Genomic DNA, 26,127 nt, shown 5'->3' with positions numbered 1-26,127 from the left:
TCTTCCATTGAATCCAGTCGTTTAAGCCCCATATACTGCTTTATAAGTTAAAGCGGAAGAGAGAAATATATGAACTTGGAACGTTCCGAGCGTATCGAAATCCCCGTGCTACCTCTACGTGATGTAGTGGTTTACCCACACATGGTTATTCCATTGTTTGTCGGTCGTGAAAAATCGATTACATGCCTTGAATCGGCAATGGAAGCTAACAAACAAGTACTACTTGTAGCGCAGAAAGAAGCGGACACTGATGAGCCTTCAATCGACGACCTATTTAACGTAGGTACAGTCGCTACTATTCTTCAGTTACTAAAGCTCCCTGATGGTACGGTTAAAGTACTTGTTGAAGGTCAGCAGCGTGCAAAAATTCACCAATTCAAAGAAAGTGAATTCTTCTTAGCGGATGCCGAGTACGTTGTTACCTCAGAACTTGACGAAAAAGAACAAGAAGTGGTTGTTCGCAGTGCGATCAATCAATTCGAAGGCTTTATTAAGCTGAACAAAAAGATTCCACCAGAGGTTCTAACGTCTCTGAACGGTATTGATGAGGCAGCTCGCCTTGCTGATACGATTGCTGCGCACATGCCACTTAAGTTGGTAGACAAGCAGCACGTTCTAGAAATCTTAGATGTAACTGAACGTCTGGAATTCTTGATGGGCCAAATGGAGTCAGAAATTGACATCCTGCAAGTTGAAAAACGCATCCGTGGCCGCGTTAAGAAACAAATGGAAAAATCTCAGCGTGAGTACTACCTGAATGAGCAAATGAAAGCGATTCAGAAAGAACTTGGCGAGATGGACGACGCACCTGATGAATTCGAGACTCTGAAGAAGAAGATCGAAGATTCTAAGATGCCTCAAGAAGCTCGTGAGAAAACTGAGCAAGAACTGCAAAAACTGAAAATGATGTCGCCAATGTCTGCTGAAGCAACAGTAGTACGTAGCTATATTGATTGGATGGTTGGTGTTCCTTGGGCTAAGCGTTCAAAAGTGAAAAAGAATTTAGCGAAAGCGGAAGAGATCTTAAACGAAGATCACTACGGCTTAGAGCGTGTTAAAGAACGTATTCTTGAGTACTTGGCAGTACAAAACCGTATCAACAAGCTAAAAGGTCCAATCCTTTGTCTTGTCGGTCCTCCTGGTGTGGGTAAAACCTCGCTAGGTCGTTCGATTGCTGCGGCAACGGGTCGTAAGTACACACGTATGGCACTAGGTGGCGTTCGTGATGAAGCTGAGATTCGTGGTCACCGTCGTACGTACATCGGCTCACTTCCGGGTAAATTAATCCAGAAGATGTCTAAAGTTGGCGTTAAGAACCCACTGTTCCTATTAGATGAAATCGATAAGATGTCTTCTGATATGCGTGGCGACCCATCTTCAGCGCTTCTAGAAGTTCTAGACCCTGAGCAAAACAATGCATTCAACGATCACTATCTAGAAGTCGATTACGATCTGTCTGATGTGATGTTCGTGGCAACGTCTAACTCGATGGACATTCCTGGCCCACTACTGGACCGTATGGAAGTGATTCGCCTGTCTGGTTACACAGAAGATGAAAAGCTGAACATTGCTAAGAGCCACCTATTGGACAAGCAAGTTCAACGCAACGGTCTTAAGCCTCATGAGATTGAGATTGAAGACTCTGCAATCATCGGCATCATTCGTTACTACACACGTGAAGCGGGTGTACGTAGCCTAGAGCGTGAAATCTCTAAGATCTGTCGTAAAGCAGTGAAGAACATCTTGCTAGACAGCGACCTTAAGTCTGTAACGGTTAACATTGATAACCTGAAAGAGTACTTAGGCGTTCAACGTCATGACTTCGGTAAAGCGGATGAAAGCAACCGTATTGGTCAAGTGACTGGTTTAGCTTGGACTCAAGTGGGTGGTGATCTACTGACTATCGAGACTGAAGCAATGCCGGGTAAAGGTAAGCTAACGCAAACCGGTTCACTTGGCGATGTGATGAAAGAATCGATCCAAGCGGCAATGACCGTGGTTCGTTCTCGTGCAGAAAAACTGGGTATTAACTCAGATTTCTACGAAAAGCGCGATATTCACGTTCACGTACCAGAAGGTGCTACACCGAAAGATGGCCCGAGTGCGGGTATCGCAATGTGTACTGCACTAGTGTCTAGCTTGACGGGTAACCCTGTTAAAGCTGAGGTCGGTATGACAGGTGAAATTACCCTTCGTGGTGAAGTTTTACCTATCGGTGGCTTGAAAGAAAAACTGCTTGCAGCACACCGTGGCGGCATTAAAACTGTACTGATTCCTAAAGACAATGAGCGTGATTTGGAAGAGATTCCAGACAACGTAATCGCTGACTTGAAGGTGATCCCGGTTCAGTGGATTGATGAAGTACTCAAAGTCGCGCTAGAACGAGATCCGTCAGGGGTCGAGTTTGACGTGAAAAAATAGTGATGCATAGCAAAAATAAGTAAAGAATTACGCTGATAGGCCCGAAAAGGCTTGTCAGCGTTTTTTTTGGACGCTAAGTTATTGATCAAAGCGGCAGCCCTTTTGCAATAAGGCTTGCGGCTAAATTAAAACCAAAATGGAACGTACAGTCATCAGAAGTAGTCACAGATGACACATAGGGGAAAAACAGTGAATAAAACACAACTAGTAGAATCAATCGCAGAAAACGCAGACATCTCTAAAGCTTCAGCTGGCCGCGCTCTAGACGCATTCATCGAAGCAGTTGGCACAACGCTACAATCAGGCGACCAAGTTGCACTTGTTGGCTTTGGTACTTTCAGTGTTCGTACTCGTGCTGCTCGTACAGGTCGTAACCCAAAAACTGGTGAAGAGATCCAAATCGCAGAAGCTAAAGTACCTGGCTTCAAAGCGGGTAAAGCACTTAAAGACGCATGTAACTAATTTTCACTGCTGAAACCTCCATTTAAGAGGGGAAGGCAGTAAAATGCGTTTACTGTTTGAAAAATGATGTTTCATTCTTAAACAGTATGTGTACAAAGCACATTGAACTTATTTAAATTATGCGCATCCTACTGATGCGCATTTCTTTTTCTGATAATATCGCGTGAATAGATTTTTATTTTGAAGCCAATGCTTCATATCCGGAGAGCACTTAAATTATGATGGATCGATTACGCGAAGGCGTGAATAGCATCGCGGTAAAAATTATCCTTGGGTTGATTATCCTGTCATTCGTATTCGCAGGTGTAGGCAGCTACATCACCGGTGGCGGTAACAACGCAGCAGCTAAAGTTGGCAACACAGAAATTGCTCGTGGTGAGTTCGAACAGGCTTACCAAAACGAACGTAACCGTATGCAGTCTCAACTTGGCGATTACTTCGCTCAAATGCTTGCAGACCCTGCTTACGTAGAGTCTTTCCGTAAATCAGTACTTGATCGCATGATCAATGATGTACTGCTTGAGCAGCAAGCTGAGTCTCTAGGCCTACGAATCAGTGATTCTCAAATCCGTACCATGATTCTAGAAATGCCTCAGTTCCAAACGGCTGGTCAATTCGACCAAGAAGTTTACCAAGCAGCACTACGTCGTGCAGGTTTCAGCGCAGAGAGCTTCGCTGAATACATGCGTCGTGACCTAATGCGCAACCAGCTTGTGACTGCACTTCAAGGCAGTGAATTCGTTCTTCAGGGCGAAATCGATACTCAGAGCAAGCTTATCGCACAGACTCGTGATATTCGCACAGTGACACTGTCTGTTGCTGACCTTGCAAAAGGCATCGAGTTAACTGACGAGCAAATCGAACAGTACTACCAAGAGAACCCAGCAGCTTACACTCGTCCAGAGCAAGCTAAGGTATCTTACATTGAACTTTCTGCTGAAGCGCTTAAGTCTCAGCTTGAAGTAAGCGATGAAGAAGCACAGAAATACTACCAAGAGCACCTAGACAAGTACTCAACTGAAGAGCAACGTAAAGTTAGCCACATCCTAGTTCAAGGCGACGACGAAGCGAAAGCTCAGTCAATCCTAGACGAGCTAAATGCAGGTGCTGATTTTGCTACGCTAGCGGAAGAGAAATCTGACGACTTCGGTAGTGCAGATGTTGGTGGTGATTTAGGTTGGATTGAACGCGACGTTATGGACCCAGCATTCGAAGACGCGGCTTTCGCTCTTGAGAATATTGGCGATACGACTGGCCTAGTTAAATCTGATTTCGGCTACCACATCATCAAGCTAGACGAACTAAAAGCGTCTCAAGCTCAGCCTTACACTGAAGTAGCGGCAGAGATTAAGACAGAGCTTCTAGACCAACACGCAGTTGATCAGTTCTACGAGCAACAAACCGAGCTAGAAAAAGTAGCGTTTGAATTCCCAGATTCTCTAGATGATTCTGCAGAAGCTATCAACGCGAAGATCACAACAACAGATTTCATCTCTCAAGTTGACGCTCCAGAAGTTCTGATGACGCCTGCAGTTATGCAAGCTATCTTGAGCCCTGAAGTGAAAGAAGACGGTCTAAACTCTGAAGTTATCGAAGTTGCACCTGAGCACGTAATTGTTGTTCGTGTAGAAGAGACTCGTGACGAGACAGTTCTTCCTCTAGCTGAAGTGAAAGATCAAGTTGTTGCTGCATTGTCTGCTGTACAAGCAGAGCAGCAAGCGGTTGAGCTAGGTGTTTCTCTAGTGAACGAACTTGAGCAAGGCAATGAAGCAGTGCTAGCGGACAACAACCTTGAGTTTACTGAACTTGAAACGATTGACCGTAACTCGCCATTAGCGGCATCTGTATTCGCTCTAGCGAAACCAGAAGCACGTCAAGCTGTGTTTGGTCAATCTAAAGACCAAGACGGTAACATCGTTGTTGTTGAGCTTTCTAAAGTGACTGCTGAAATCAACCCAGCTTACAGCACTCAAATTGGTGCACAGTTGGAGCGAGTTGGTAACCAGCAAGACCTGACTAACGTACTAAACGTACTTCGTAAAAACGCAGACGTTGAATACTATGTAGTAGGTCAAGGTCAGTAAGCGTTTGAATACCTCGGTAGTAAGCTCAAGTTAGAGTTGACTACCGAGAATCAACATATGATTGTTAAGCTCCAATTCAGATTTGTGAGCCAACAAACAAGCTGATGAAAATAAGATGTATAACGAAGCGGGTCACCTAGGTGACCCGCTTTATTTTTATCTGGTGATTGTGTTATCTAGCGCGGCAAATGCATAAGTTACGTTTTTTGAACAAAGGAACGATTTATGCGCACGATATATTCAACACTAATTCTTTCATTTCTGATGCTCTTAAGCCCTGCCGTGTTTGCAGACAGCCCAACTAAGGCTGAGCTTTACGATGGCATTGAGATTACGGTCAACATCAATACCGCGACAGCAGAAGAACTTTCAGCACTATTGGTTGGCGTGGGTGATAAGAAAGCCAAACAGATCGTCGATTACAGAGATCAGAACGGGGCATTTACGACTGCTGATGATTTGGTGAGTGTCAAAGGAATAGGTGAAGCGACGGTTGAAAAGAATCGCGAAAGAATTCAGCTTTGATCGGTTTTTTTATTCATTAGAAATGAAACGACAGCTATGAAGCCTCCAGCCAGTGCACCTGCTAGGTGGGCTTCAATTGCTACGCGAGCGTTAATCAGTTCGCCAGTCGTACTAGAAGGACCAATAAGCTGCTCCCAAGCGATTTTAGCGACCAATCCGAACACTAACAGCCAACTAGATTTCCTGCCGTTTAAAGCCTCTCTGAGCGCGAACAAGCCAAATAACCCATGCAAAGTGCCCGATAGGCCAACGTAGATCTGAATGCTTGAAAATAACAGAGAGACGCCGGTCACTAAACTGATCACAAGCAAAGCAACAACAAGCTGTTTTTTACTCGGTTGAAACAGGTAGCTGATGATCCACAAGCCTGCTAGGTTCATCAGAAGATGCGAGTAGTTGGTATGTGAAAAGTTTCCTGTTAGGATTCGCCACCATTGCCCTTCGGCAATCGCATTACTATCCCAAACGACCCAAGCTTGTATTGGCTCAAATTGGAATAAGACGCATAAAAGTGAAGTGAAAATTAAAACAGGGTACACATTAAATCCATGTCTCGTTATTGCCCCCAATGCAGCAAGGCTTTGAAAGCTTGTATTTGTCAGTGGGTTACACCACTCGAATCGAATGTTGAGCTTATCATTCTTCAGCACCCATCAGAAGAGCATCGTCCGATGGGAACGGCGCGTATTCTCTCGTTATCTCTAAATAACAGCGTGACGTTTGTCGGCGAAGACTTTTCAGACAATGAACAACTCAACGCATTGCTGGCAGATGAACAGTACCAACATGTGATTTTATACCCAAGCGAAAATTCTGCTTCAGTTGAGTCTGCGACATGTCCTAATAAGAAGCTGCGTGTGATTTTATTGGATGGTACGTGGAAAAAGGCATTCAAGATGTGGCAAGTATCGAGTAACTTGCATGCGTTGAACACGGTTCACTTGCCCAAAGATCTCAAGGGTAACTACCGAATTCGCAAAGCACCCAGTGAAAATAGCCTTTCAACCGTTGAAGCTGGCTATCATTTGCTTAGCTTGTTAGAGAGTGATGGCGACTTTAGCCCTTTGCTAACGGCATTTGACCAAATGATTCAATTTCAAATCAATCAAATGCCGCCGGGCGTGTTTGAGAAAAACTACTTAGATTAAGCCGTTTTAGTAAAGTGAGTCAGGAATTAAAACTCGGTATGAGCCGAGAACAGTTGCTGATGCATTTTCTGCGCAAGATCATCAGTCATCGATGAAATGTAATCGGCTATCACGCGCATCTTTCTTGATTCATCTTGATGTTGCAGCCACTGCTTCTTGATGGGCAGTGGCAGCAAGCGTTCAGGATCAGCGCTGAATGCTTCAAACATATCCATGATGATCTGTTGGCCTTTGTATTCGATGACCTGAACCTGAGGCACTTGAATCACAAACTCGCTGACAAAGTGTTTCAGCTTATCGAGTGTGCCATCCATGCTCGGTTCAAGCACCGCATTGTAAGCCAAAAGCACATTCTCAAAGTTAGCATCCACTCGCTTAATCGAGATACTGGTTAGCAGGGCGTTGACTATCCCACCAATCGCATCCTTTCGACGATACTGTTCACCAGAGAAAAGCATCTCTGTAATAGAATCTAGGTGTTCACAAATCCATGGGTCGGCCATCTCTTTCAGTTGAGGATAAGCCGATTCGACCCACTGAGCTTTGGTCACAGAGCCAAGCACAATCGCATCTTCTAAATCATGCACGCCATACGCGATGTCATCAGCCAATTCCATAATCGAACAATCCAGCGACTTATATTTGGTCTTGTTATGTTCAAGTGGCTCGGTGTGTGATTTTCTTTTCTGTTTTAGGAGTTGTTGGTCGCTGCTTGAAAGCGGTTCAAGCACCCAGTTAAACAATTCTTCATCATGATCGTAGATGCCTTTTGCTGGCATCCAATCTTTAGCTCGGAGCTGTCGTTGATGCTTAACGGGTTCAGACTGCAATTTAGCTTGAACCTCACTCAGTAGCGAAGGGTACTTAATTAGACCTAACAAAGTGCGTCGAGATAGGTTCATCCCGTGATGTTCAGTGTAAGGTTCTAGCTGTGTGACAATGCGAAACGTTTGAGCGTTACCTTCAAAGCCGCCGTGGTCGCGCATCATGTAGTTAAGTGCAACTTCGCCGCCATGTCCATAAGGTGGATGACCAATGTCGTGAGCCAAACACAGTGAATCAATCAAGCTGTCTGAGGGTAGTAGGTCTCGAAATTCGGGCTGCTTTTTCTTTAGTTGAGCGACGATACCGGTGCCAAGCTGAGCTGCCTCAAGAGAGTGAGTAAGGCGTGTTCGGTGAAAGTCGTTGACCGTGGTGCCATGGATCTGCGTTTTCGCTTGTAAGCGACGGAAGGCAGCAGAGTGAAGCACGCGCGCACGGTCACGCTGATACGGGCTGCGGTGATCATCACGTCTTATTTTGTGTTCATCGTCATTTCGATGCTGCCATTCTTGTTCGAGTACAAAGGGTGGTTCGAGTAGAGAATTCAAAATAGCACCTATCAAATTGATTTTATTTAGCTAATTAAAAACAACTTATACCCAGCTAGCTTATCTCGTCTAGTGATAATTCAAAGCTCGGCGCAAATGTGGTGAGAAAATAGTCCATTTCTGGGCTTTTGCGTTGTTCGAGTGTCTCTTCCAGTCGGCGCTTGGCTTGTTCGTATTCATGGTTGCCCGCACTGAGCTCTTCCAAGCATTTCAAATAAGCACAGATAGTATCTGCTTGCTTGACGATGCTTTGCTCTTCTTTACTCGCAGTACCAGATATTAAGAAGGGGGCGAAGTCGTCTCGGAACTCTTCTGGCAACATCGAAAGCAGTCTTTGTTCTGCTGCGGCTTCTATCTTCTTATACTCTTGTGCAATGTCTGGATTGTAGTATTTAACCGGCGTTGGTAGATCTCCAGTCAGTACCTCACTGGTGTCATGGTACATACCAAGCAGGGCTATGTGCTCTGGATTGAGTTTGCCATCAAATTTCTTGTTTTTGATAAGTGCCAAGGCATGGGCGACGAAAGCGACCTGTAGGCTGTGTTCTGAAATGTTCTCGCTTGAGACTGAGCGCATCAAAGGCCAGCGTTGGATAAGCTTCATGCGTGCGAGGTGGGCGAAGAAATGGCTCTGTTTCATAAATGTCCTATCTAGAGAGTGCTCCACTCGTATTTTGTGTTTGCGCAGGTATACGAGACAGCGGATACAAAAAAGGCTCCTAAACAGGAGCCTTTTAAGCATAGAAGTGAATGAATACAAGTTAAAGTCTTTTAAAACAGCAAATTGTAGCCATCTTTCTTTGTGCTCATTAACCTTCGATGAGGTCGTCTTGGCTGTAGGTCTGCAAGAAGCGCTCTAGACGACCAATCGCGATTTCTAGATCTTCGATGTGCGGCAGAGTCACGATGCGGAAGTGATCCGGTTTCGGCCAGTTGAAGCCAGTACCTTGAACCAATAACACCTTCTCTTGCTTAAGGAAGTCGAGTACAAACTTCTGATCGTCTTTGATGTTGTACATGTTGGTGTCGATCTTAGGGAACAAGTACATTGCGCCTTTCGGTTTCACACAAGAAACGCCAGGGATCTTGTTGATCAGTTCCCATGCACGGTCACGCTGTTCAAGCAGTCGACCGCCTGGAAGAATCAGCTCGTTGATACTCTGATAGCCCCCGAGTGCGGTTTGGATTGCGTGTTGCATCGGAACGTTGGCGCACAAGCGCATGGAGGCCAGCATTTCTAGCCCTTCAACGTAGCCTTTGGCTAGGTGTTTAGGACCTGTTAAGAACATCCAACCACCACGGAAACCACATACACGGTAAGCTTTAGATAGGCCGTTGAACGTGACCATTAGAACGTCTTCAGCAAGCGTTGCCACTGAAGTGTGTACCGCACCGTCGTAAAGTACTTTGTCGTAGATTTCATCGGCGAAGATGATCAAACCGTGCTCACGAGCAATCTCAACCACTTGTAATAGGAAATCACGGCTGTAAACCGCGCCTGTTGGGTTGTTCGGGTTGATAAGAACGATGCCGCGCGTCTTCGGTGAGATCTTCGCGCGCATGTCGTCTAAATCTGGATACCAATCAGCATCTTCATCACACATGTAGTGAACCGGTGTACCACCAGAAAGCGCAACAGACGCTGTCCATAGTGGGTAGTCCGGAGCGGGAACTAAGATTTCATCACCATTATCCAGTAGCGCCTGCATAGACATAACGATAAGCTCTGATGCGCCGTTACCAATGTAAACGTCTTCTACATCAAGGTTACGTAGGCCTTTTTTCTGGTAGTGTTGAACAACCGCTTTACGGGCTGAATAGATACCTTTTGAGTCGCAGTAACCTTGAGATGTCGGTAGGTTACGGATTACGTCAACAAGGATTTCATCAGGGGCGTCAAAACCAAATGGGGCGGGGTTACCAATATTAAGCTTCAGTATTTTATGCCCTTCTTCTTCCATGCGCTTAGCATGTTTGAGTACAGGCCCCCTGATTTCGTAGCATACGCTGTTGAGTTTTGACGACATCCCGATATTTTGCATTGCCGATTTCCTGAAATTAATTTAAATACTTTATTAAAGTACCGCAAAATGGCGTTTGATAGAATAAAAATCTGATGAATGTCGCATTTCAGTGTCACGTTTAGCCTTTTTGTTGTCACTCTTTTCTAAATTTTAATTAATCGCTTTCTTGGTTATTGGCTAAGATGAATAAAAGGGCGGGATCGCTTAAAATCACAGGAATGTTGAAAAGATATAGTACATTCTTGATCTAAGTGGGTACTGCCCATAAAGTATCAAACTAATATAATAATAATTTAGATGTGAACGAGGTCGATTTGTCACATTTCCAGCAAACTATCTCCGCTTTGATTGAGCGAGTACAAAATGCCCAAGCAAGCGAAGTTCGTTGTGTTGAAGTTCTAACGCAAAAACCATCGTTTGCATTTATAGAATGGCTTCATGCTCAACCGCTCTTTCCTAAGTTCTACTGGCAGTCACGCGACACTCGTGAAGAGGTTGTTGCGCTCGGACAGTTACATACGTTTTCAGATCCTGCACCTGCGTACGCGATTCTTGGCGAAGACCAACGAATCTGGGGTGGACGCTCGTTTGACGGGCACACCGCAAAGAACCGTCGTTGCATGGAGTCGTTTTTCTTCCTTCCTCAGGTTGAATTGATTCGCTTTGACAATACGTGGTCGCTAGCGGTTAACTTGTCCCCTGATCGCGTTTCTTCTATTAATGCTTTGAATAAGCTTTCTGTAGAAGCCGCGATATTGGCGCCTTTGTCTGCCCATATTGAACAAATTAATCACGTTCCAGAAAGAGAGCAGTGGGGCAACCTTGTCGATAAAGTGCTGCAAGGCATTAGCGATGAAGAGTACAAAAAAGTCGTTTTAGCGCGTAAAACCACACTGCAGCTCGATGCGCCAATCTGCGCAGCTCAATTACTTAAAGCCAGCTACCTGCAAAATCACCACAGTTTCCACTTTATGTTGGTGCTAGATTCTAAACACAGTTTCATTGGCTCGACGCCTGAGCGCTTATATAGCCGACATGGTACAGAGCTTGATACCGAAGCGCTTGCTGGAACCATTGGTCGCGGAGAGAACGCAACTGAGGATATGGAACTGGCTAACTGGCTTTCTCAAGACAGCAAAAACCTCAACGAGAACCAGTATGTGGTCGACGACATTATTGAGCGTCTCACTCCTCATTCGCAAACGGTACACGTTGAAAAAGAGGCGCGTCTAGTGCGTTTGCGTAAAGTGCAGCATTTGAAGCGCAATATCCATGCTCAGCTCAACAATGGCATTAATGGTGTGCAGTTGCTTGCTGCATTACAGCCAACTGCGGCGGTAGCGGGTTTGCCGCGTAAAGAGGCGATGGATTTCATTCTTGAACACGAACCGTTTGCTCGAGGTTGGTATGCAGGGTCTGTAGGCTATATCAGTCATCAGCGAGCGGAATTCTGCGTAGCGATTCGCAGCGCCTTGATTGTAAACGATCAAGTACAACTGTTTGCTGGCGCGGGGATCGTGCCGGGATCGGTTGCCGAACATGAATGGCAAGAGCTGAACAAGAAGATGTCTACTCTGCTCAGTCTCATTTCTGATCACCCTCCATTGGGTGTCGCGTCATGAATCACGACCAAGCCGTATTAAACAGAGTTTGGTGTCACACGTTACTTGAAGAGCTTGCACGCAATGGCGTTGAACATGTTTGTGTTGCGCCGGGCTCTCGCTCAACGCCGCTAACTCTCGAAGCTGAAGCCAACTCCAAGTTAACCTTACACACGCACTTTGATGAGCGTGGTCTTGGATTTTTAGCGTTAGGCTTAGCAAAAGCAAGTGATAAGCCAGTTGCAGTGATTGTGACATCGGGAACCGCTGTGGCGAATTTGCTTCCTGCGACGGCTGAATCTGGGCTGACACGAGAGAAGCTGATCTTACTGACCTCTGATAGACCCATCGACTTGGTCGACTGTGGTGCCAATCAAGCGATTCAGCAGCATGGTATCTTTTCTTCCCATGTAGAAAGTGCTTTAAACCTGCCAAGCCCAACCACACAAATTTCATTGAATTGGCTTCTAACATCGGTTGATAGCACGCTTGCGAAACAACGCAATGTGGGCGGTGCGATTCATATCAATTGTCCGTTCCCAGAGCCGCTCTATTCTAAGAACAGTGCTGAAATGTATGCTGACTACACTAACAGTATCGTTGGGTGGAGCTCGTCAACAAGCCCGTATTCCAATACCTGTTTACCCAACCATTTGACTGTACAGCCGATAGCGCCGGGCGATTACCTAGAGCGTAAAGGTGCGGTGATTATTGGTTCGATTGATAAAGAAGCGGCGACAAAAGCGAAGCAGTTTGCTTCGGCTTTGGGCTGGCCAATTTTCTGTGATCCTCAATCGGGCGTGAGCAGTGATTGGAAGCATTATGATCTGTGGTTACAGAGTGACTCAGTTAAAGAGCAACTCAACCAGTGTGATTTCATTCTTCAGTTTGGTGAGCGCATTGTTTCTAAGCGATTAAACCATTGGGTTAAGTCACAAGCAGCTTGGTTCGATTGCACGCAATATGTTGTGGTTTCGGCTGATGCGCACCGTATAAATCAAGACCATCTGCCTCAAACTCATATTGTTGCCAATATTGAGTCGTGGATAACCGATCAACACCTGCCAACGTTGTTGGGCAAACACTCGGGTTGGGCGACACCTTTAATCGAGGTGGCAAATACCGTTCAGCAACTTGCATTCGCGCAAATATCCAATAATGACCAACTGACCGAGTTGAGTGTTGCGGTTGACTTGTCGTCTAGACTTAAAGATAGAGAGTTGTTTGTGGGAAACAGCTTGATGGTAAGGCTGGTGGATATGTTGTCGTCAATATCTGCGAATCAAGTTTACAGCAATCGCGGTGCATCGGGCATTGATGGCTTGGTGGCAACGGCTGCGGGTGTAGTGAAAGCCAACCAGAATCCTTTGTTGATGTTGATTGGTGATACCTCGCTGCTTTACGACCTCAACTCACTGGCTCTGCTGACTCATAATTTAACGCCGATGGTTATTGTTGTGACCAATAATGATGGTGGTGCGATCTTTGATTTATTGCCGGTACCAGAACAGCAGAAACAGTCACTTTATCAAATGCCTCATGGTTTCAGTTTTGAACACGCAGCTGCGCAATTCCAGTTGGGGTACGCTGCGCCAGAAACCTTGAACTGCTATCAAAACATTATCGAACAACATTTCGAACAGGGTCAGGGTACCTTGCTCGTGGAAGTTAAGACGCCTCCCGAACAAGCGTCTACTTTGCTGAAACAATTCAGTTCAATGCTCACTGAGGCATTAGCCTAAGGACTTTACATGCTTTACTCCGATTATTACCCAGCTGTACAAGATTCTTCTGACAAACCTTTGCTTGTTTTCTTACATGGTTTACTCGGAAGCGGGGATGATTGGAGTGCATGTCATCCATTCCTCGAGGATTTTCCTCTCCTTTGCATAGATTTACCCGGACACGGACAAAGTCGCTTTATCGATCCGGTAGGGTTTGATCATTGCTGCAAGAAAATTGTCCAGTGCATCACATCCCAACTGGCTCTCAACGATCTTCCTGCCGATTACCCTATCGTAGTGATTGGGTATTCTATGGGCGGAAGGCTTGCTATGTATGGGGTGACAAGCCCTTGCTTTGAGGCACTCAACCTCGAGAAAGTCATCATTGAAGGTGGCAACTTTGGCTTGGAATGTGATGAAGAAAGAGCACAAAGGTTAGTACACGATACACAATGGGCTGTTCGCTTTGCACAGCAGTCGATTGAAGATGTTTTAGACGATTGGTATCAACAAAGCGTCTTTTCTTCACTAAATCATGAGCAAAGACAAACTTTGGTCATAAAGCGTAGTGGTAACCTTGGAGTATCCGTAGCAAATATGTTGTTATCTACTTCGTTAGCTAAGCAACCGGATTTACGTGCCACATTGAAATCTCATGAGCATTTATTGCATTATGTATGTGGAGAAAAAGATCGTAAATTCATGGAGCTAGCTGAGAATAGCGGCTTTGAATATAGTCAGGTGGATTACGCTGGTCATAATGTTCATTTTGAGCAACCCGAGCTGTTTTCCAACCTGATAATCCAATGTATCGCCAGTCGTCGTTAATCTGACTGAGCGATTCTCTCGTATCAAGCACTATCAAAAGCAGAGCAACACCGTCACGACTACTCGTTAGTCGTGGTCTCTAATAGAACAATGGGAATCACCATGGCTAAAACAGTAGGCATCACAGAAGAAGAACTTTACGCGGCAGTTAACTGGAGCGATGAAAGCAGTCAATACGAAGATATTCAGTACCACAAATCTGACGATGGTATTGCAAAAATCACGATTGCGCGTCCTCAAGTCCACAATGCGTTCCGTCCACAAACCGTAAAAGAGATGATCAACGCACTGGCTGACGCTCGTTACGACGAGAAAGTAGGCGTGATCATTTTGACGGGTCTTGGTGAGAAGGCGTTCTGTTCTGGTGGTGACCAAAGTATTCGTGGTGACTACGGCGGCTACCAAGATGATTCAGGTACACACCACCTGAACGTACTTGATTTCCAACGTCAAATTCGTACTTGTCCAAAACCAGTTATCGCAGCGGTATCGGGTTGGGCAGTAGGCGGCGGTCATGTACTTCACATGATGGCGGACCTTACTATTGCTGCTGAAAACGCGCAGTTCGGTCAGACGGGTCCTAAAGTGGGTTCTTTCGATGGCGGTTGGGGTGCTTCTTACATGGCTCGTATCGTTGGTCAAAAGAAAGCGCGTGAAATCTGGTTCTTGTGCCGCTTCTACGATGCACAAGAAGCACTGGACATGGGCCTTGTAAATACCGTTGTTCCTGTCGCTGACCTAGAAAAAGAGACCGTTCGTTGGTGTCGTGAAGTGCTTCAACACAGCCCAATGGCACTGCGTTGCTTGAAAGCGGCTCTGAACGCGGACTGTGATGGTCAAGCCGGTCTACAAGAGTTGGCGGGTAACGCAACCATGATGTTTTACATGACAGAGGAAGGCCAAGAAGGCCGCAACGCATTCAACGAGAAACGTCGACCGGACTTCGACAAGTTCCCGCGTAATCCATAGTCTTTCTCTTCTTCGAAATGAGTCGCTAATAGCGGCTCGTTTTGTTTTGATGTTCCCCGTTTTTTAGGAAACTTTATGAACTCAGTGAATTCTCAGCGCCACGCTAAACTCTACCGTTATCAATTACCTATGGATAGTGGCGTGGTTCTTCGTGACAATAAGTTGAACGAACGCGTTGGCTATATCATCCAACTTGAGTGTGATGGTAAAACTGGTTTTGGCGAAGTTGCGCCTTTGCCCGGTTTTAGCCAAGAAGATGCCGAACAAGCTGGCATTCAGCTTCAACACGAATTAGAGCTTTGGAGCCACAATAAGCCTCAAACGCCTTTCGACGAGCTGTATCCTTCTGTCGCGTTTGGCTTTTCAATGGCGATGATGGAATTGCGAGGCGATCTTAACGCTCAAGGTAACTACCAAGCTGCGCCTTTGTGTACAGGCGATCCTGATGAACTGATTCCTGTACTTAATGAGATGCAAGGCGAGAAGGTCGCGAAAGTGAAAGTCGGCCTCTACGAAGCGATTCGCGATGGCATGCTGGTTAGTTTATTCCTTGAGTCGATCCCTGATTTGACCCTAAGACTTGATGCCAACCGTGCGTGGAAGCCAGAGAAAGCGAAGCAGTTTATTAAATACATTTCGCCGTCACTGCGTCAGCGCATTAGCTTTATTGAAGAGCCTTGCCAAAAGCCAGAAGACAGCTTGGCCTTTGCCATCGACCATGGTGTCGCGATTGCGTGGGACGAGACACTGCAAGAAGCGGTGCGAAGCCCAGAATTTGATCTTAGCGACCTTACTGGTGTTAAAGCTGTCGTGATCAAGCCAACTCTTATTGGTTCTGTCGAGCGTTGTGTGGCAATCATTGAGCGTGCACAGAAGCTTGGAATGAAACCTGTATTGAGCTCAAGCATTGAGTCGAGCCTAGGTCTGACTCAGATTGCTCGTCTGGCGCAGCAATATTTGCCAAATGAAGTGCCGGGGCTGGATACGATTGGCTTGTTCAAGCAGCAGCTGGAGGTTTCTTGGCCGGGCTGTCAGTTGCCTGTCTCTACACTTGAACAGCAACAATTGATTTGGTCTTCTTAGGCCGATCTATTTGAATGGCTATTTAGTTAGCTTAACAAGTTCTTAATCTATTTTTGGTTATCATATGATGCGCCCACAATCTAATCATCACCCGCTCTGGGTACAGTGGGCGCAGCAAAACCCACTTCAACCAGCGTTAGTGACCACTCACCGCACTTATACTTGGCAGCAAGTGTTTGTGTTGGTTAGTGAGTACCAACAACAGCTATCTCATCAAGGCCTATCTGAAGGTGATGTACTAACGATTGTTGGTAAGAATCAAGCTGAAGTGATCCCGGTTTACCTTGCCGCACTCAATTTGGGTGTGGTTTGTGCGTTTACGATGCCTCAGCCTAGTTTACGCCTCAAGCAAAAGCTCGATTCCTTATATCAAGCAGATCAACAAAGCTACCTTTGGCTTTTGGGCAATAGCGGGATAGAGCAATCAGAGACTGCTGATTTGAATACTCAGTTGGTGACCTTACCTTGTTTAAATGAAGTGAAGGTCGATGGTGATGACAGTTGGATAACGACATCTCAAGAGTCCAACTTCAATCCGCAAAATCTAGCGAGTATCGTATTCACTTCAGGTTCTACCGGAAACCCCAAAGCGGTCGCCCACACACTTGAGCAGCATTTATGTTCTGCGGTCGGCTTGCTTGAGGTGTTTCGTTATCAACAAGGTGACACGTGGTTGCTAAGTTTACCTATGTACCATGTGTCGGGGCTGGCGATAGTTCATCGTTGGCTGGCGGCTGGTGGTTGCATCAAAATAGGCACAGGTCAGCTTGAAACTGATATAGAAGAATGCAGTCATGCTTCATTGGTCGCTACTCAACTACATCGATTACTAAAGAGTAAGCAAGCACTTACTTTAACGCATGTACTTTTAGGTGGTAGTCATATACCTGAAGCACTTGGGCTCGAAGCTCAACAAATGGGCATCGAAACATGGCTTGGATACGGCATGACCGAAGCGGCTTCAACTGTGACCGCGAAGCCCGTTGATGCCAGCAGCACCGCTGGTTTTGTCCTTAACCATCGCCAGCTAAAAATTGAAGAACAACGTATCTTTATTGGCGGCGAGACGCTCGCTTCTGGGTATTACTATCAAGGTAAATTAACGCCATTAGTTGATAAGAGCGGTTGGTTTGATAGCAAAGATCTTGGTGAGTGGGTTGGCGAACAAGTGTCGATTATTGGCCGTGCCGACAATCAGTTTATTTCTGGTGGTGAGAACATTCATTGCGAAGAAATTGAGCGAGTACTCAATCAATTGTCTGAGGTTAATCAGGCTTTTATTGTTCCCATTGAAGATGATGAGTTCGGATTCCGACCTGCAGCGATTGTCGATTGTGCTGAGTTGCCAACCAAAGAATGGTTTATTGAGCAGTTAACTGGTCGTCTTGAACGGTTCAAATTTCCTGTTGAGTATTACCGAATGCCTCAGCAGGAACAACAGGGTATTAAGGTTTCGCGCGCTGGATTGGCGCAGTGGTTACAGCAGACTCGTTCTAAATAGAGCGAAGAGTAATAAAATGAAGCGCAATACACGGTGACTAGTCGTAATTGCGCTTCAGGGGGTTGTGACGGTGGTGAAGCCGTCACAAATTCTTAGTATCTTATCGTGTCATTCAAGATTTGGCGTTAAGCGAGTGCCTTCTTCATTTGCTCAGCGACTTTATCTACCTTACCTAGGCCAATGATAACTTGTAGGCCACCTTTACCAACCGGTACCACACCTGCCGCACCGAGTTTCTTCAGTTTATCGCTGTCTGCTGCACCTGAGTCTTTCACAGTTAAGCGTAGACGAGTAATACAGTTATCGACTTCTAGAATGTTGTCTGCACCGCCAACCGCTTCAATGTAGCTATTGGTTAGGTTAGCCAATGCTTCTGGCGTTTCAGTTTCTTTCTCTGCTTCCATCTCTTCACCACGACCTGGAGTACGTAGGTTGAACTTGATGATAGCGAAGCGGAAAATACCGTAGTAAAGCGCGAAGAACACCACACCTTGAACCAGTAGCATGTACCAGTTAACCGCTAGTGGGTTTTGGCTTGATAGTACTAGGTCAACGAAACCAGCAGAGAAGCCGAAGCCTGCCATCCATTCCATGCTTGCTGCAATGTAAAGCGATAGGCCTGTTAATACTGCGTGCAGTAGGAACAACACGGGTGCTAGGAACATGAAGCTGAACTCTAGCGGCTCTGTAATACCTGTGAAGAATGAAGCCATAGCTGCCGCAAGCATGATTGCGAATACTTGGTTTTTGTTTTTCGCATCAGAACAGTGGTACATCGCCAGTGCTGCTGCTGGTAGGCCAAACATCATGATAGGGAAGAAGCCCGCTTGGTACATGCCTGTTTTACCCGGAATACCCGTACCGTTAGCGATAGATTGCGCGCCGCCTAGGAAGTTTGGAATGTCGTTAATACCAACAACGTCGAACCAGAACACAGGGTAAAGAGCGTGGTGCATACCAACTGATAGGAACAAACGGTTGAAGAAACCAAACAGACCGGCACCCACTGCGCCCATGCTTTCTAGTTTAATACCCAGAACGATCAGAGCGTCGTAAACAGCTGGCCAGATGTAAAGTAGAGCAAAAGAGAGAGCCATACCTGCGATTGAGGTCAGGATAGGAACCAAACGCTTACCGCTGAAGAATGCTAAAGCTTGAGGAAGTTCAACGGTTGAGTAGCGGTTGTAGATCTCAGCAGAGATGATACCCACAATGATACCTACGAATTGGTTGCTGATTTTGCCAAATGCCGCTGGCACTTCACTGAGTTCAACATCCATTAATTGAGCAACAGAGCCCGGAGCAAGTAGCGTGGTGACAACGAGGAACATCACAAAACCAGACAGTGCCGCAGAACCATTCTTATCACGGCTCAAACCAAATGCGACACCCACCGCGAACAGAACCGCCATGTTGTCGATGATCGCGCCACCAGATTTGATCAAGAATGCGGCTAAGATACTTTCTGAACCCCAACCAACAGGATCCAACCAATAGCCGATCCCCATAAGGATTGCTGCAGCTGGCAGTGTGGCTACGGGAACCATCAATGCCTTACCTACTTTTTGCATATACCCGAGTATATTCATATGTGCCCCTAAGTTTGTAATTAATTTTTTTAATGTTTCTGCTCGTCAATGCATGGAGTCAAAGATTGATCGAGGCAGGATTTTAAGTAACTGCGGCTATTAAAAACTTATTTCTTAATGCAAACAAACGAAACGGGTAGTAGTATGAATTAAAATTTTTAATGCATGAGTTCGTATGGCTAACCATCAATCTTTACTTAGAAATCTTCATACTTTTAATGTTGCTGCCGAGAAAATGAGCTTTACGCTAGCGGCGAAAAAGTTGCATTTGACTCAGGGAGCCGTTAGCCATCGAATCAAAGTGTTAGAAGGTGAACTCGGGTTTAACTTGTTTGTGCGAGGGACTCGTAAACTGGAACTAACGGAAGAAGGCCAGCGCTTTCAACGAACGTTATCCAAGTCGTTAAGCTCTATTTTTGGTGAGATCGAAGACATTACCAACACAGACTTGTATGGACAGATCAATATCGGTACCAGTCCTGCATTTGCCAACAGTTGGTTACTACCAAGACTGGCTGATTTTAAAAAGCGATACCCTAAGTTTAATCTCAATATTTTCTCGCAAGAAGAGCAGGATTTTCATCAAAATCATCTCGATGTCGCCATTTACTATGGTGCTGAAGATCTCAAAGACATGCATCGACAGCGCCTGTTTGGTGAAAAGTATATTCCGGTGTGTACACCGAGTTACGCGGCTGAGCACGACATCTTTGATGATGGCTTAGAATCGCTGCACCGGATTAATTTCATTCATGCACTAGGATCAGATGTATGGCAGCGTTGGATTAAACACCACGGCTTGGATGTGAACTTGTTTGAGCAATTTTACTGCGTGAGCCACCGGGATATGGGCGTAAGAAGTGCCCTCAGCAATATCGGTGTCGCGATGGGACGCTATCATTTTGTTAAGCAGTATGTTCAGACTGGTGAGCTCATAACACCTTATCCGAGCATGGATACAGACCAAGGGTATGACTTAATCTGCCCGCTAGGCACGGAAAAACGTCCTAAGGTAAGAACCTTTATTAAGTGGTTAGAAGGGCAGTTACGCTAGGTTAGTTAATTTAGCAATTAGATAGTTCAAAACAGAATTTATTATCTTTATAACCATCCATCATAATAAGCCATATAAATAACGGATTATAGAATAAGGTCTTATTATGAAAATTGCCCTCATCATTGCGGTTTTACTGCAGATAGGCCAAGCGGTCATCTCGTCAGGGTTGACTCGTTCGTTGGCTGAGCTCACCGCATTTGTGTTGGTTGTGGTACTTGTTTTAATGAAAAGAGAGAGTAAGAAGAGTGATAAGCCCCTGTTTGATTCGTGATTGTTGCAACAAAGAATACCCTTACCACAAACGATAAAGGCAAAGCCCATTGGAGCTTTGCCTTTTTGTTTTGTCGCTCGCTAACCCGAGTGTCTAGGTAACCGAACAACCATCTAAAGCATTTCTATGCAGGCTAGGCGAGAGTTAACCACGCTAATGAACCCGTTGAGATCATGACCCACATCGTAATACCAAACATCAGTGGTTTCGGCCCTGCCGCTTTTAACTTCTCAACTGAAATACCACAGCCAATTAAGAACAGACACACTACCAGTGCTCGCTTAGACACATCAAAGATTCCTTGATAGACCATCTCAAATTGTGGCAGTAAGTCACTCACCGCGATAGCGGCGCAATAGAAGAAAATGAAGTAGGGAACCGTAATTTTCTTTTGATCGTTCTTGAAGATCATCGCACTGATTAAAGCGATTGGGATGATCCAAAGTGCACGAGCGAGCTTCAATGTTGTCGCTGTCGTCAGTGCTTCTTCGCCATACGCTGAAGCTGCACCTACTACAGAAGACGTATCGTGAATCGCGATGGCTGCCCAAGTCCCAAATGTTTGTTGGCTGAGTTCAAGCGCGTGACCAATCATCGGGAATAAGAATAGAGCAACCGAGTTCAACACAAATACAGTGGCTAACGCCAAGCCAATCTGTTCATCGTCTGCTTTGATCGCAGGTGCCACTGCTGCTATCGCGCTACCACCACAAATCGCAGTACCAGAAGAGATAAGGTAGCCTGTAGTGCGGTCTAGCCCCATTCGTTTAGCCAAGAACCAACCAATGACTAATGTACCGATAATCGTCGTTACAATGAGCCCAATACCATCGCCTGTTACTGCTAATGCTTTTTCAAACTGAATACCAAAACCCAAGCCAACAATAGAGTAGGCCAGTAGCTTTTTGGTAAGTTTGCCGACTTCCAAGTGTTCAGGGACTAAACCTAAACTCGCAAGCAGGAAACCGATAACCAGGGCAGTCGGTGAGCTAACCCAAGGCGTTAAGCAAAACAGTGCAGCAAGATAAAATGGAACGGACTTTTTTAGGTTCATTGTATTTAGAGTCTTGTTTTGTTGTGGCGTTATTGTGATGAGACCACTATACGTTCAATAAAATGATAAGTAAGTCTAAATGAATTGAACAAACGTTAAGGAAAACTTAACGCTTGTTCAACTGATATGAATAAAGGGCTGGTTAACTAGCGTAGTGATCCGCGAAGGTCAGAGACTGACTGTCGAAGCGTTTCACAAGAGGCTTGTTTAGGTGAAATCGGTTCGCCAGCTTCTATCTCTAGCTTAGTCCAGAAGCGAGTGGGTAACCCTTTGCAGGCACGGCCTTTGTAACGACTAAAGTAGCTGCCCCATAATCCTTTGAGAGCCATAGGAATCACAGGGACAGGGGAACGTTTGATGATCAGCTCCATTCCACGCATGAACTCAGCCACTTCACCATCAGAGGTGAGCTTTCCTTCTGGGAAAATACACACGATGTGACCTTCATGCAGGGCACGCTCTACTTCTTTGAAAGCGTTTCGAATTGAGTTGCGGTTGGTCGCGGAGATTGGAATCACCCCAGCTCTTTTCAAGAAGCGTCGAATTGGCGGCAACTTGGTGTAATCCTCTTCCATCACAAAACGGATTAAGCGAGGGCAAACCGCACTCAGCAGCAGTGCATCCATATAACTCACATGGTTGCAGACAATCAACGCGCCGCCTTTTTCTGGCAGGTGATGTAAGTTCTTATGTTTAACTCGGTACATGGTGTGAGTGACCACCCACGTAAAGAAGCGGAAAGCGTAGATAGGCACCTGATAAAACAGGTACAGCATCACCAAAGTGTTGCCCACTGCGAGTAAGATAAACAGCTGTGGAATTGAAAGTTCTAGAACACTAAGGCAAACAATACCTAATACCGCACTTCCCACCATGAACAGTGAGTTGTAAATATTGAGCCCGGCAATCACTTGGGCACGCTCGTTGGGCTTCGCACGTAACTGCATCAGTGAATACAGAGGAACGATAAAGATACCGCCAGAGATACCCAGAAGCAGAAGGTAAGCAAACAGTGGCCACAGCTCTGAGTAGGTGACGAATTGATTGAAAGAACTAAAGTCAGGCAAAGACTCCGGGATGGATATCGCCATCAGAAGACCGAAGATCGAGATACCTAAGCTGCCCATTGGCACAATGCCGATTTCAATTCGGTGATTAGATAACTTATCGCAAGCCAAAGAGCCGATTGCAATGCCTACCGAGAACAGTGCCAGTAAAAAGGCGACTGAGCTTTCAGTGCCGTTTAGATGCAGTTTAGTGAAGTTGGGAAACTGAGTTAGGTAAGCCGCACCAAGGAACCAGAACCAGCTGATAGACATCAGAGCTTGAAAGGTCGGGCGATCTTTTTTGGCAATCGCCAGTGTCGCGCGGGTCAGTTTTACAGGTTGCCACTTTACCTTAAGATCTGGAGCATTACTTGGCGCTTGTGGGATAAAGCAGCTTGATACATAGCCAAGCACGGCGAACGAAACAATACACACCGCAGCGATGAGCTTCGCGCCTTCTTCAGATGCAATGATGCCTGCGCCTAGAGTACCAATCAGGATCGCTAAGAATGTACCTGTCTCAACAAGAGCATTACCAGATACCAGTTCTTTTGTTTCTAACTGCTGTGGAAGCAGGGCGTATTTCACCGGGCCAAAGAAAGCACTCTGCGTTCCCATAAGGAACAGAAGCAAGAGTAATATTCCGTAGCTTTCGTAGATGAATCCGATCGCACCCAGTGACATGATCACTACTTCAAGGAGCTTAACTTTACGGATAAACCACGATTTTTCGTATTTGTCAGCCAGTACACCGGCTAAAGCTGAGAATAGGAAGAAGGGCAGAATAAAAAGGCCAGCGGCCAAATTAATGAATAGATTGCTGGAAATAGGCAGCGTGTCTACGCTTGCGAAAGCAACAAACAGTAACAGGACATTTTTGAATATGTTGTCGTTAAAGGCTCCTAGAAATTGGGTAATAAAGTAGGGTAGGAACCTTTTTTGCGTTAACAGCGAAGATTGGCTGCTGTTGTTCATTGTCTTTCCTTGGATGATTACCAGTTGGTTAAGTAGTTTGAGACTAGGTTATTGATCAGCTCTTTACCATCAATGGGCTCAGAGGCGAAAAATTTATCATCAACGCTAAGTAGAGTAATTCCGTGTACTCCAGACCATAATACACGGCTGGCTTTAACGACTTCGCTTTTAGTATGTTCAGGAGCAATCGCTACGAGCAACTGTTCTAGCATGCCTGTCATTCTATCGATGCGATTCGATTGCCATTCAGGAAGGTTTTCACCGTTCATGTTGTGCTCAAAGATAAGCTGCCAACGGTGAGGGTGTCTCTGTGCAAAATCGTGGTAGCAGTAGGCAAGGTTGAATAGAGCTTGTTGAGGGTTGCTCGATTGTTCAACAGCTGCAGCGGATTCTAACGCCAGTTCATCTAATGTTTGAGCGACCACATGCAAAAGCAGTAGGTTGTAGTTACCAAATACATTTACTAAGGTACTCGGAACGTAACCAATCATATTGGCGATTTTACGTAGACTTAGCTCGTGATAAGAGTGCTCTTCTAAGAAGTCGGTTACCGTTTTTAAGGTTAATTGCACTAATTGTTCGCGAGTATGATCGTTTCGTCTTGCCATGGGTACTTTCTATTAAATGAACATCGTTCAATATTTTAATGCTGCCCCTGAGTGCCGTCAATCCCTTCGCTAGTTTAGTAATCAATTAATAGCCGCAATATTATGATACATGTGTAAACACGGTGAATATTTCATTGTTCTTTGTTAACGAGTATGATTAAGGTGTCGAAAGATAAAAAACCTATAAAGGATAATAATGAAACGATTTTTCTCACTAGTCGCGATCCTGTTGGTAACAGTCGCGGTGACGCCAATCGCGGAAGCGAAAAAGTTTGGTGGTGGTAAGTCATTTGGCAAAAGCTTTAAAACGGCTCCAGCACCAAAACAACAAAACACGAATTCGATCCGTCAAGATCAAACGGGTAAGAACACAGCAGCTAACTCAAGCAAGAAAGGCCTTATGGGCGGTCTGCTAGGTGGTTTACTTGCTGGTGGTCTTTTAGCTGCATTCTTTGGTGGCGCATTTGAAGGTATCCAGTTCATGGATATTCTGATTATGGGTCTGATTGCTTTCCTAGCGTTTAAATTCCTACGCGGAATGTTGGGCGCGAAGCAGGGCTCAATGAATCAGCAGAATGCACGTGGCCAACAGCCAGCATTCGGCGGCATGGGTCAGAACAAGTTTGAACAACCTAAGCAACAACCAAATGTTCATAACTTCGAGCAAGCACAACCTCAATCACAAGGCGCTGCTGGTGGTTTCGGTTTTGGTGCACAAAGCGATGTTCCACATAACTACCCACCGGGCTTTGATCAAGCGGCATTCATCAACGGTTCTCGTGAGCACTACCGTACACTGCAAGGTGCATGGAATCACAACGAGCTAAACACGATTGAAGAATACGTATCTCCAAGCCTATTTGAAGACCTAAAAGCTGAGCGTAATAAGCTAGACGGTGATCAGCACACAGACGTAATGTACGTTGATGCTGAAATCGTTCGCGCAGACCACGATGGTAGCAAAGCACAGCTAAGCCTTCAGTTTAGCGGTCGTTACCGTGACACAGCGGATGGCGTTGAAGAAGATATCACTGATATCTGGCACCTAGAACGTGACCTAACAACTAACAATGCACCTTGGTTAATTGTTGGTATTCAAGGTTAATTTCCAGGATTTAACTTAACATCAATAGGATGTAGTTATTCGGAATGACACCAAATAATAGAAAGCCCCTGCTGAGAAATCAGCAGGGGCTTTTTTGCGTCTAATGATATGTATCTGCAAGTCGCAGCAGGGAAATTGGCTTTGAGCTTGTTTTTTGGGGAGGGGGGAAGGGTTTCAGATTCAAGGCCCAATGCCAATATGACGAAAACGTGCAGAACAGACAAAGAACATGAGTAGCGGAAGTGTGTCATCACGACAAATATTAAGAGATGTAACTGATCCAAAGATTGGATTAACCTGAGACTAACTAACTGATTTTATTTGGATTTGTTGAATAATGACCAAGTTCGTTGAACCCGTATTGGAGTCTGAGATTACTTTGCAAAAGAAACAGAGAATTGCGAATGAATGCGAAGAACATGTATCGACCAATTGTTTAGGCTGCGCTGCTTATCTGGTTTGTGAGCGTCATGCTGAAGTATGGGATCACTGATGTTTGAATGATTTAGCTCGATTAGTTATTTGTAGTAGCGGGTTAGTGTTTAGGAAGTTGAGGGTTGTTTTAGAAAGACACGTTTACAAAAATACGTTTAGAAAGAGATAAAGCTCAGAAACGAAAAAAGCCAACTCAATGAGTTGGCTTTTCGATTTTCCAATTAAGGAGAATATGGTGGAGGGAGAC

The 26,127-nt window shown here is 45.4% G+C and carries 23 protein-coding genes; 15 read left to right on the top strand and 8 right to left on the bottom strand.

The features are described from left to right. Positions 1–69: 69 nt before the first annotated feature. The 4 genes from lon to AB4484_RS19360 all read left to right on the top strand — a co-directional run bounded on the left by lon (position 70) and on the right by AB4484_RS19360 (position 5,492). A complete protein-coding gene (gene lon, locus AB4484_RS19375) occupies positions 70–2,421 on the top strand; it encodes an endopeptidase La (RefSeq protein WP_019824784.1) in 2,352 nt (783 codons plus the stop codon). 168 nt (positions 2,422–2,589) lie between these two features. Next, positions 2,590–2,883 (top strand): HU family DNA-binding protein, encoded by a 294-nt coding sequence (locus tag AB4484_RS19370; protein ID WP_012604504.1) that lies wholly within the window; start codon positions 2,590–2,592, stop codon positions 2,881–2,883. Between the two features lie 218 nt (positions 2,884–3,101). Further along, positions 3,102–4,967, top strand: a complete 1,866-nt coding sequence (gene ppiD, locus AB4484_RS19365) for a peptidylprolyl isomerase (RefSeq protein ID WP_372079865.1) — start codon at positions 3,102–3,104, stop codon at positions 4,965–4,967. 225 nt (positions 4,968–5,192) lie between these two features. Further along, positions 5,193–5,492, top strand: coding sequence for a ComEA family DNA-binding protein (locus AB4484_RS19360; protein ID WP_372079863.1), 300 nt, complete (start codon positions 5,193–5,195; stop codon positions 5,490–5,492). On the opposite strand, the gene rrtA is transcribed toward AB4484_RS19360, so the two are convergent. Continuing rightward, on the bottom strand, positions 5,483–6,031 hold the full coding sequence (gene rrtA, locus AB4484_RS19355) for a rhombosortase (RefSeq protein ID WP_061039305.1): 549 nt from the start codon (positions 6,029–6,031) through the stop codon (positions 5,483–5,485). The genes AB4484_RS19360 and rrtA overlap by 10 nt on opposite strands. A gap of 9 nt (positions 6,032–6,040) precedes the next feature. On the opposite strand from rrtA, the gene AB4484_RS19350 reads away from it, so the two are divergent. After that, entirely contained in the window at positions 6,041–6,640 is a 600-nt protein-coding gene (locus AB4484_RS19350) for a tRNA-uridine aminocarboxypropyltransferase (RefSeq protein ID WP_371709062.1), read from the top strand. A 26-nt stretch (positions 6,641–6,666) separates the two neighbouring features. Here AB4484_RS19350 and AB4484_RS19345 read toward each other — a convergent pair whose 3' ends face one another. From AB4484_RS19345 to AB4484_RS19335, 3 genes are all read right to left on the bottom strand, one after another. Then, the gene (locus AB4484_RS19345) at positions 6,667–8,010 is read right to left on the bottom strand and encodes an anti-phage deoxyguanosine triphosphatase (protein ID WP_372079861.1); all 1,344 of its coding nucleotides are present in this window, start codon (positions 8,008–8,010) and stop codon (positions 6,667–6,669) included. Positions 8,011–8,065: 55 nt separating this feature from the next. Then, positions 8,066–8,650 carry a 5'-deoxynucleotidase gene (gene yfbR / locus AB4484_RS19340; RefSeq protein WP_065676676.1) on the bottom strand — a complete coding sequence of 195 codons (585 nt, stop codon included), beginning with the start codon at positions 8,648–8,650 and terminating at the stop codon, positions 8,066–8,068. A 169-nt stretch (positions 8,651–8,819) separates the two neighbouring features. Next, entirely contained in the window at positions 8,820–10,052 is a 1,233-nt protein-coding gene (locus AB4484_RS19335; RefSeq protein ID WP_017060166.1) for a pyridoxal phosphate-dependent aminotransferase, read from the bottom strand. A 296-nt stretch (positions 10,053–10,348) separates the two neighbouring features. On the opposite strand from AB4484_RS19335, the gene AB4484_RS19330 reads away from it, so the two are divergent. From AB4484_RS19330 to menE, 6 genes are all read left to right on the top strand, one after another. Further along, positions 10,349–11,656 carry an isochorismate synthase MenF gene (locus AB4484_RS19330; RefSeq protein WP_372079859.1) on the top strand — a complete coding sequence of 436 codons (1,308 nt, stop codon included), beginning with the start codon at positions 10,349–10,351 and terminating at the stop codon, positions 11,654–11,656. Next, positions 11,653–13,377, top strand: coding sequence for a 2-succinyl-5-enolpyruvyl-6-hydroxy-3-cyclohexene-1-carboxylic-acid synthase (menD, locus tag AB4484_RS19325; protein ID WP_372079857.1), 1,725 nt, complete (start codon positions 11,653–11,655; stop codon positions 13,375–13,377). The genes AB4484_RS19330 and menD overlap by 4 nt, the downstream gene beginning before the upstream one ends. A gap of 9 nt (positions 13,378–13,386) precedes the next feature. Next, positions 13,387–14,187 (top strand): 2-succinyl-6-hydroxy-2,4-cyclohexadiene-1-carboxylate synthase, encoded by an 801-nt coding sequence (menH, locus tag AB4484_RS19320; RefSeq protein ID WP_017060169.1) that lies wholly within the window; start codon positions 13,387–13,389, stop codon positions 14,185–14,187. Positions 14,188–14,289: 102 nt separating this feature from the next. Then, a complete protein-coding gene (gene menB / locus AB4484_RS19315) occupies positions 14,290–15,156 on the top strand; it encodes a 1,4-dihydroxy-2-naphthoyl-CoA synthase (protein WP_017060170.1) in 867 nt (288 codons plus the stop codon). 75 nt (positions 15,157–15,231) lie between these two features. Continuing rightward, on the top strand, positions 15,232–16,239 hold the full coding sequence (gene menC / locus AB4484_RS19310; protein ID WP_372079854.1) for an o-succinylbenzoate synthase: 1,008 nt from the start codon (positions 15,232–15,234) through the stop codon (positions 16,237–16,239). 64 nt (positions 16,240–16,303) lie between these two features. After that, positions 16,304–17,740, top strand: a complete 1,437-nt coding sequence (gene menE, locus AB4484_RS19305; protein WP_372079852.1) for an o-succinylbenzoate--CoA ligase — start codon at positions 16,304–16,306, stop codon at positions 17,738–17,740. A 125-nt stretch (positions 17,741–17,865) separates the two neighbouring features. Here the strand turns inward: menE and nagE are convergent, their stop codons facing one another. Continuing rightward, positions 17,866–19,311, bottom strand: coding sequence for an N-acetylglucosamine-specific PTS transporter subunit IIBC (gene nagE / locus AB4484_RS19300; protein WP_170930211.1), 1,446 nt, complete (start codon positions 19,309–19,311; stop codon positions 17,866–17,868). Positions 19,312–19,504: 193 nt separating this feature from the next. On the opposite strand from nagE, the gene AB4484_RS19295 reads away from it, so the two are divergent. Beyond that, positions 19,505–20,383, top strand: coding sequence for a LysR substrate-binding domain-containing protein (locus AB4484_RS19295; protein WP_048613079.1), 879 nt, complete (start codon positions 19,505–19,507; stop codon positions 20,381–20,383). Between the two features lie 106 nt (positions 20,384–20,489). Then, positions 20,490–20,657 carry a hypothetical protein gene (locus AB4484_RS19290; protein ID WP_017056955.1) on the top strand — a complete coding sequence of 56 codons (168 nt, stop codon included), beginning with the start codon at positions 20,490–20,492 and terminating at the stop codon, positions 20,655–20,657. A 133-nt stretch (positions 20,658–20,790) separates the two neighbouring features. Here the strand turns inward: AB4484_RS19290 and AB4484_RS19285 are convergent, their stop codons facing one another. The 3 genes from AB4484_RS19285 to AB4484_RS19275 form a co-directional block, all read right to left on the bottom strand. After that, entirely contained in the window at positions 20,791–21,711 is a 921-nt protein-coding gene (locus tag AB4484_RS19285; protein ID WP_048613077.1) for a YeiH family protein, read from the bottom strand. A 146-nt stretch (positions 21,712–21,857) separates the two neighbouring features. After that, positions 21,858–23,732: an MFS transporter gene (locus AB4484_RS19280; RefSeq protein WP_372079850.1), complete on the bottom strand. Its 1,875-nt coding sequence runs from the start codon at positions 23,730–23,732 to the stop codon at positions 21,858–21,860. 17 nt (positions 23,733–23,749) lie between these two features. Next, positions 23,750–24,340 (bottom strand): TetR/AcrR family transcriptional regulator, encoded by a 591-nt coding sequence (locus tag AB4484_RS19275; RefSeq protein ID WP_372079848.1) that lies wholly within the window; start codon positions 24,338–24,340, stop codon positions 23,750–23,752. A 196-nt stretch (positions 24,341–24,536) separates the two neighbouring features. Here AB4484_RS19275 and AB4484_RS19270 point away from each other — a divergent pair, with 196 nt between their 5' ends. Both AB4484_RS19270 and AB4484_RS19265 read left to right on the top strand, forming a co-directional pair. Continuing rightward, positions 24,537–25,445: a Tim44 domain-containing protein gene (locus AB4484_RS19270; protein WP_004736112.1), complete on the top strand. Its 909-nt coding sequence runs from the start codon at positions 24,537–24,539 to the stop codon at positions 25,443–25,445. A 337-nt stretch (positions 25,446–25,782) separates the two neighbouring features. Beyond that, complete coding sequence (locus tag AB4484_RS19265; RefSeq protein WP_372079846.1) at positions 25,783–25,938, top strand: hypothetical protein; 156 nt, start codon at positions 25,783–25,785, stop codon at positions 25,936–25,938. Positions 25,939–26,127: the final 189 nt, after the last annotated feature.

Source organism: Vibrio sp. 10N.261.46.A3 (genome assembly GCF_041472995.1).
Lineage (GTDB): Bacteria > Pseudomonadota > Gammaproteobacteria > Enterobacterales > Vibrionaceae > Vibrio > Vibrio coralliirubri.
This window is presented reverse-complemented; position numbering and strand designations above follow the sequence as displayed.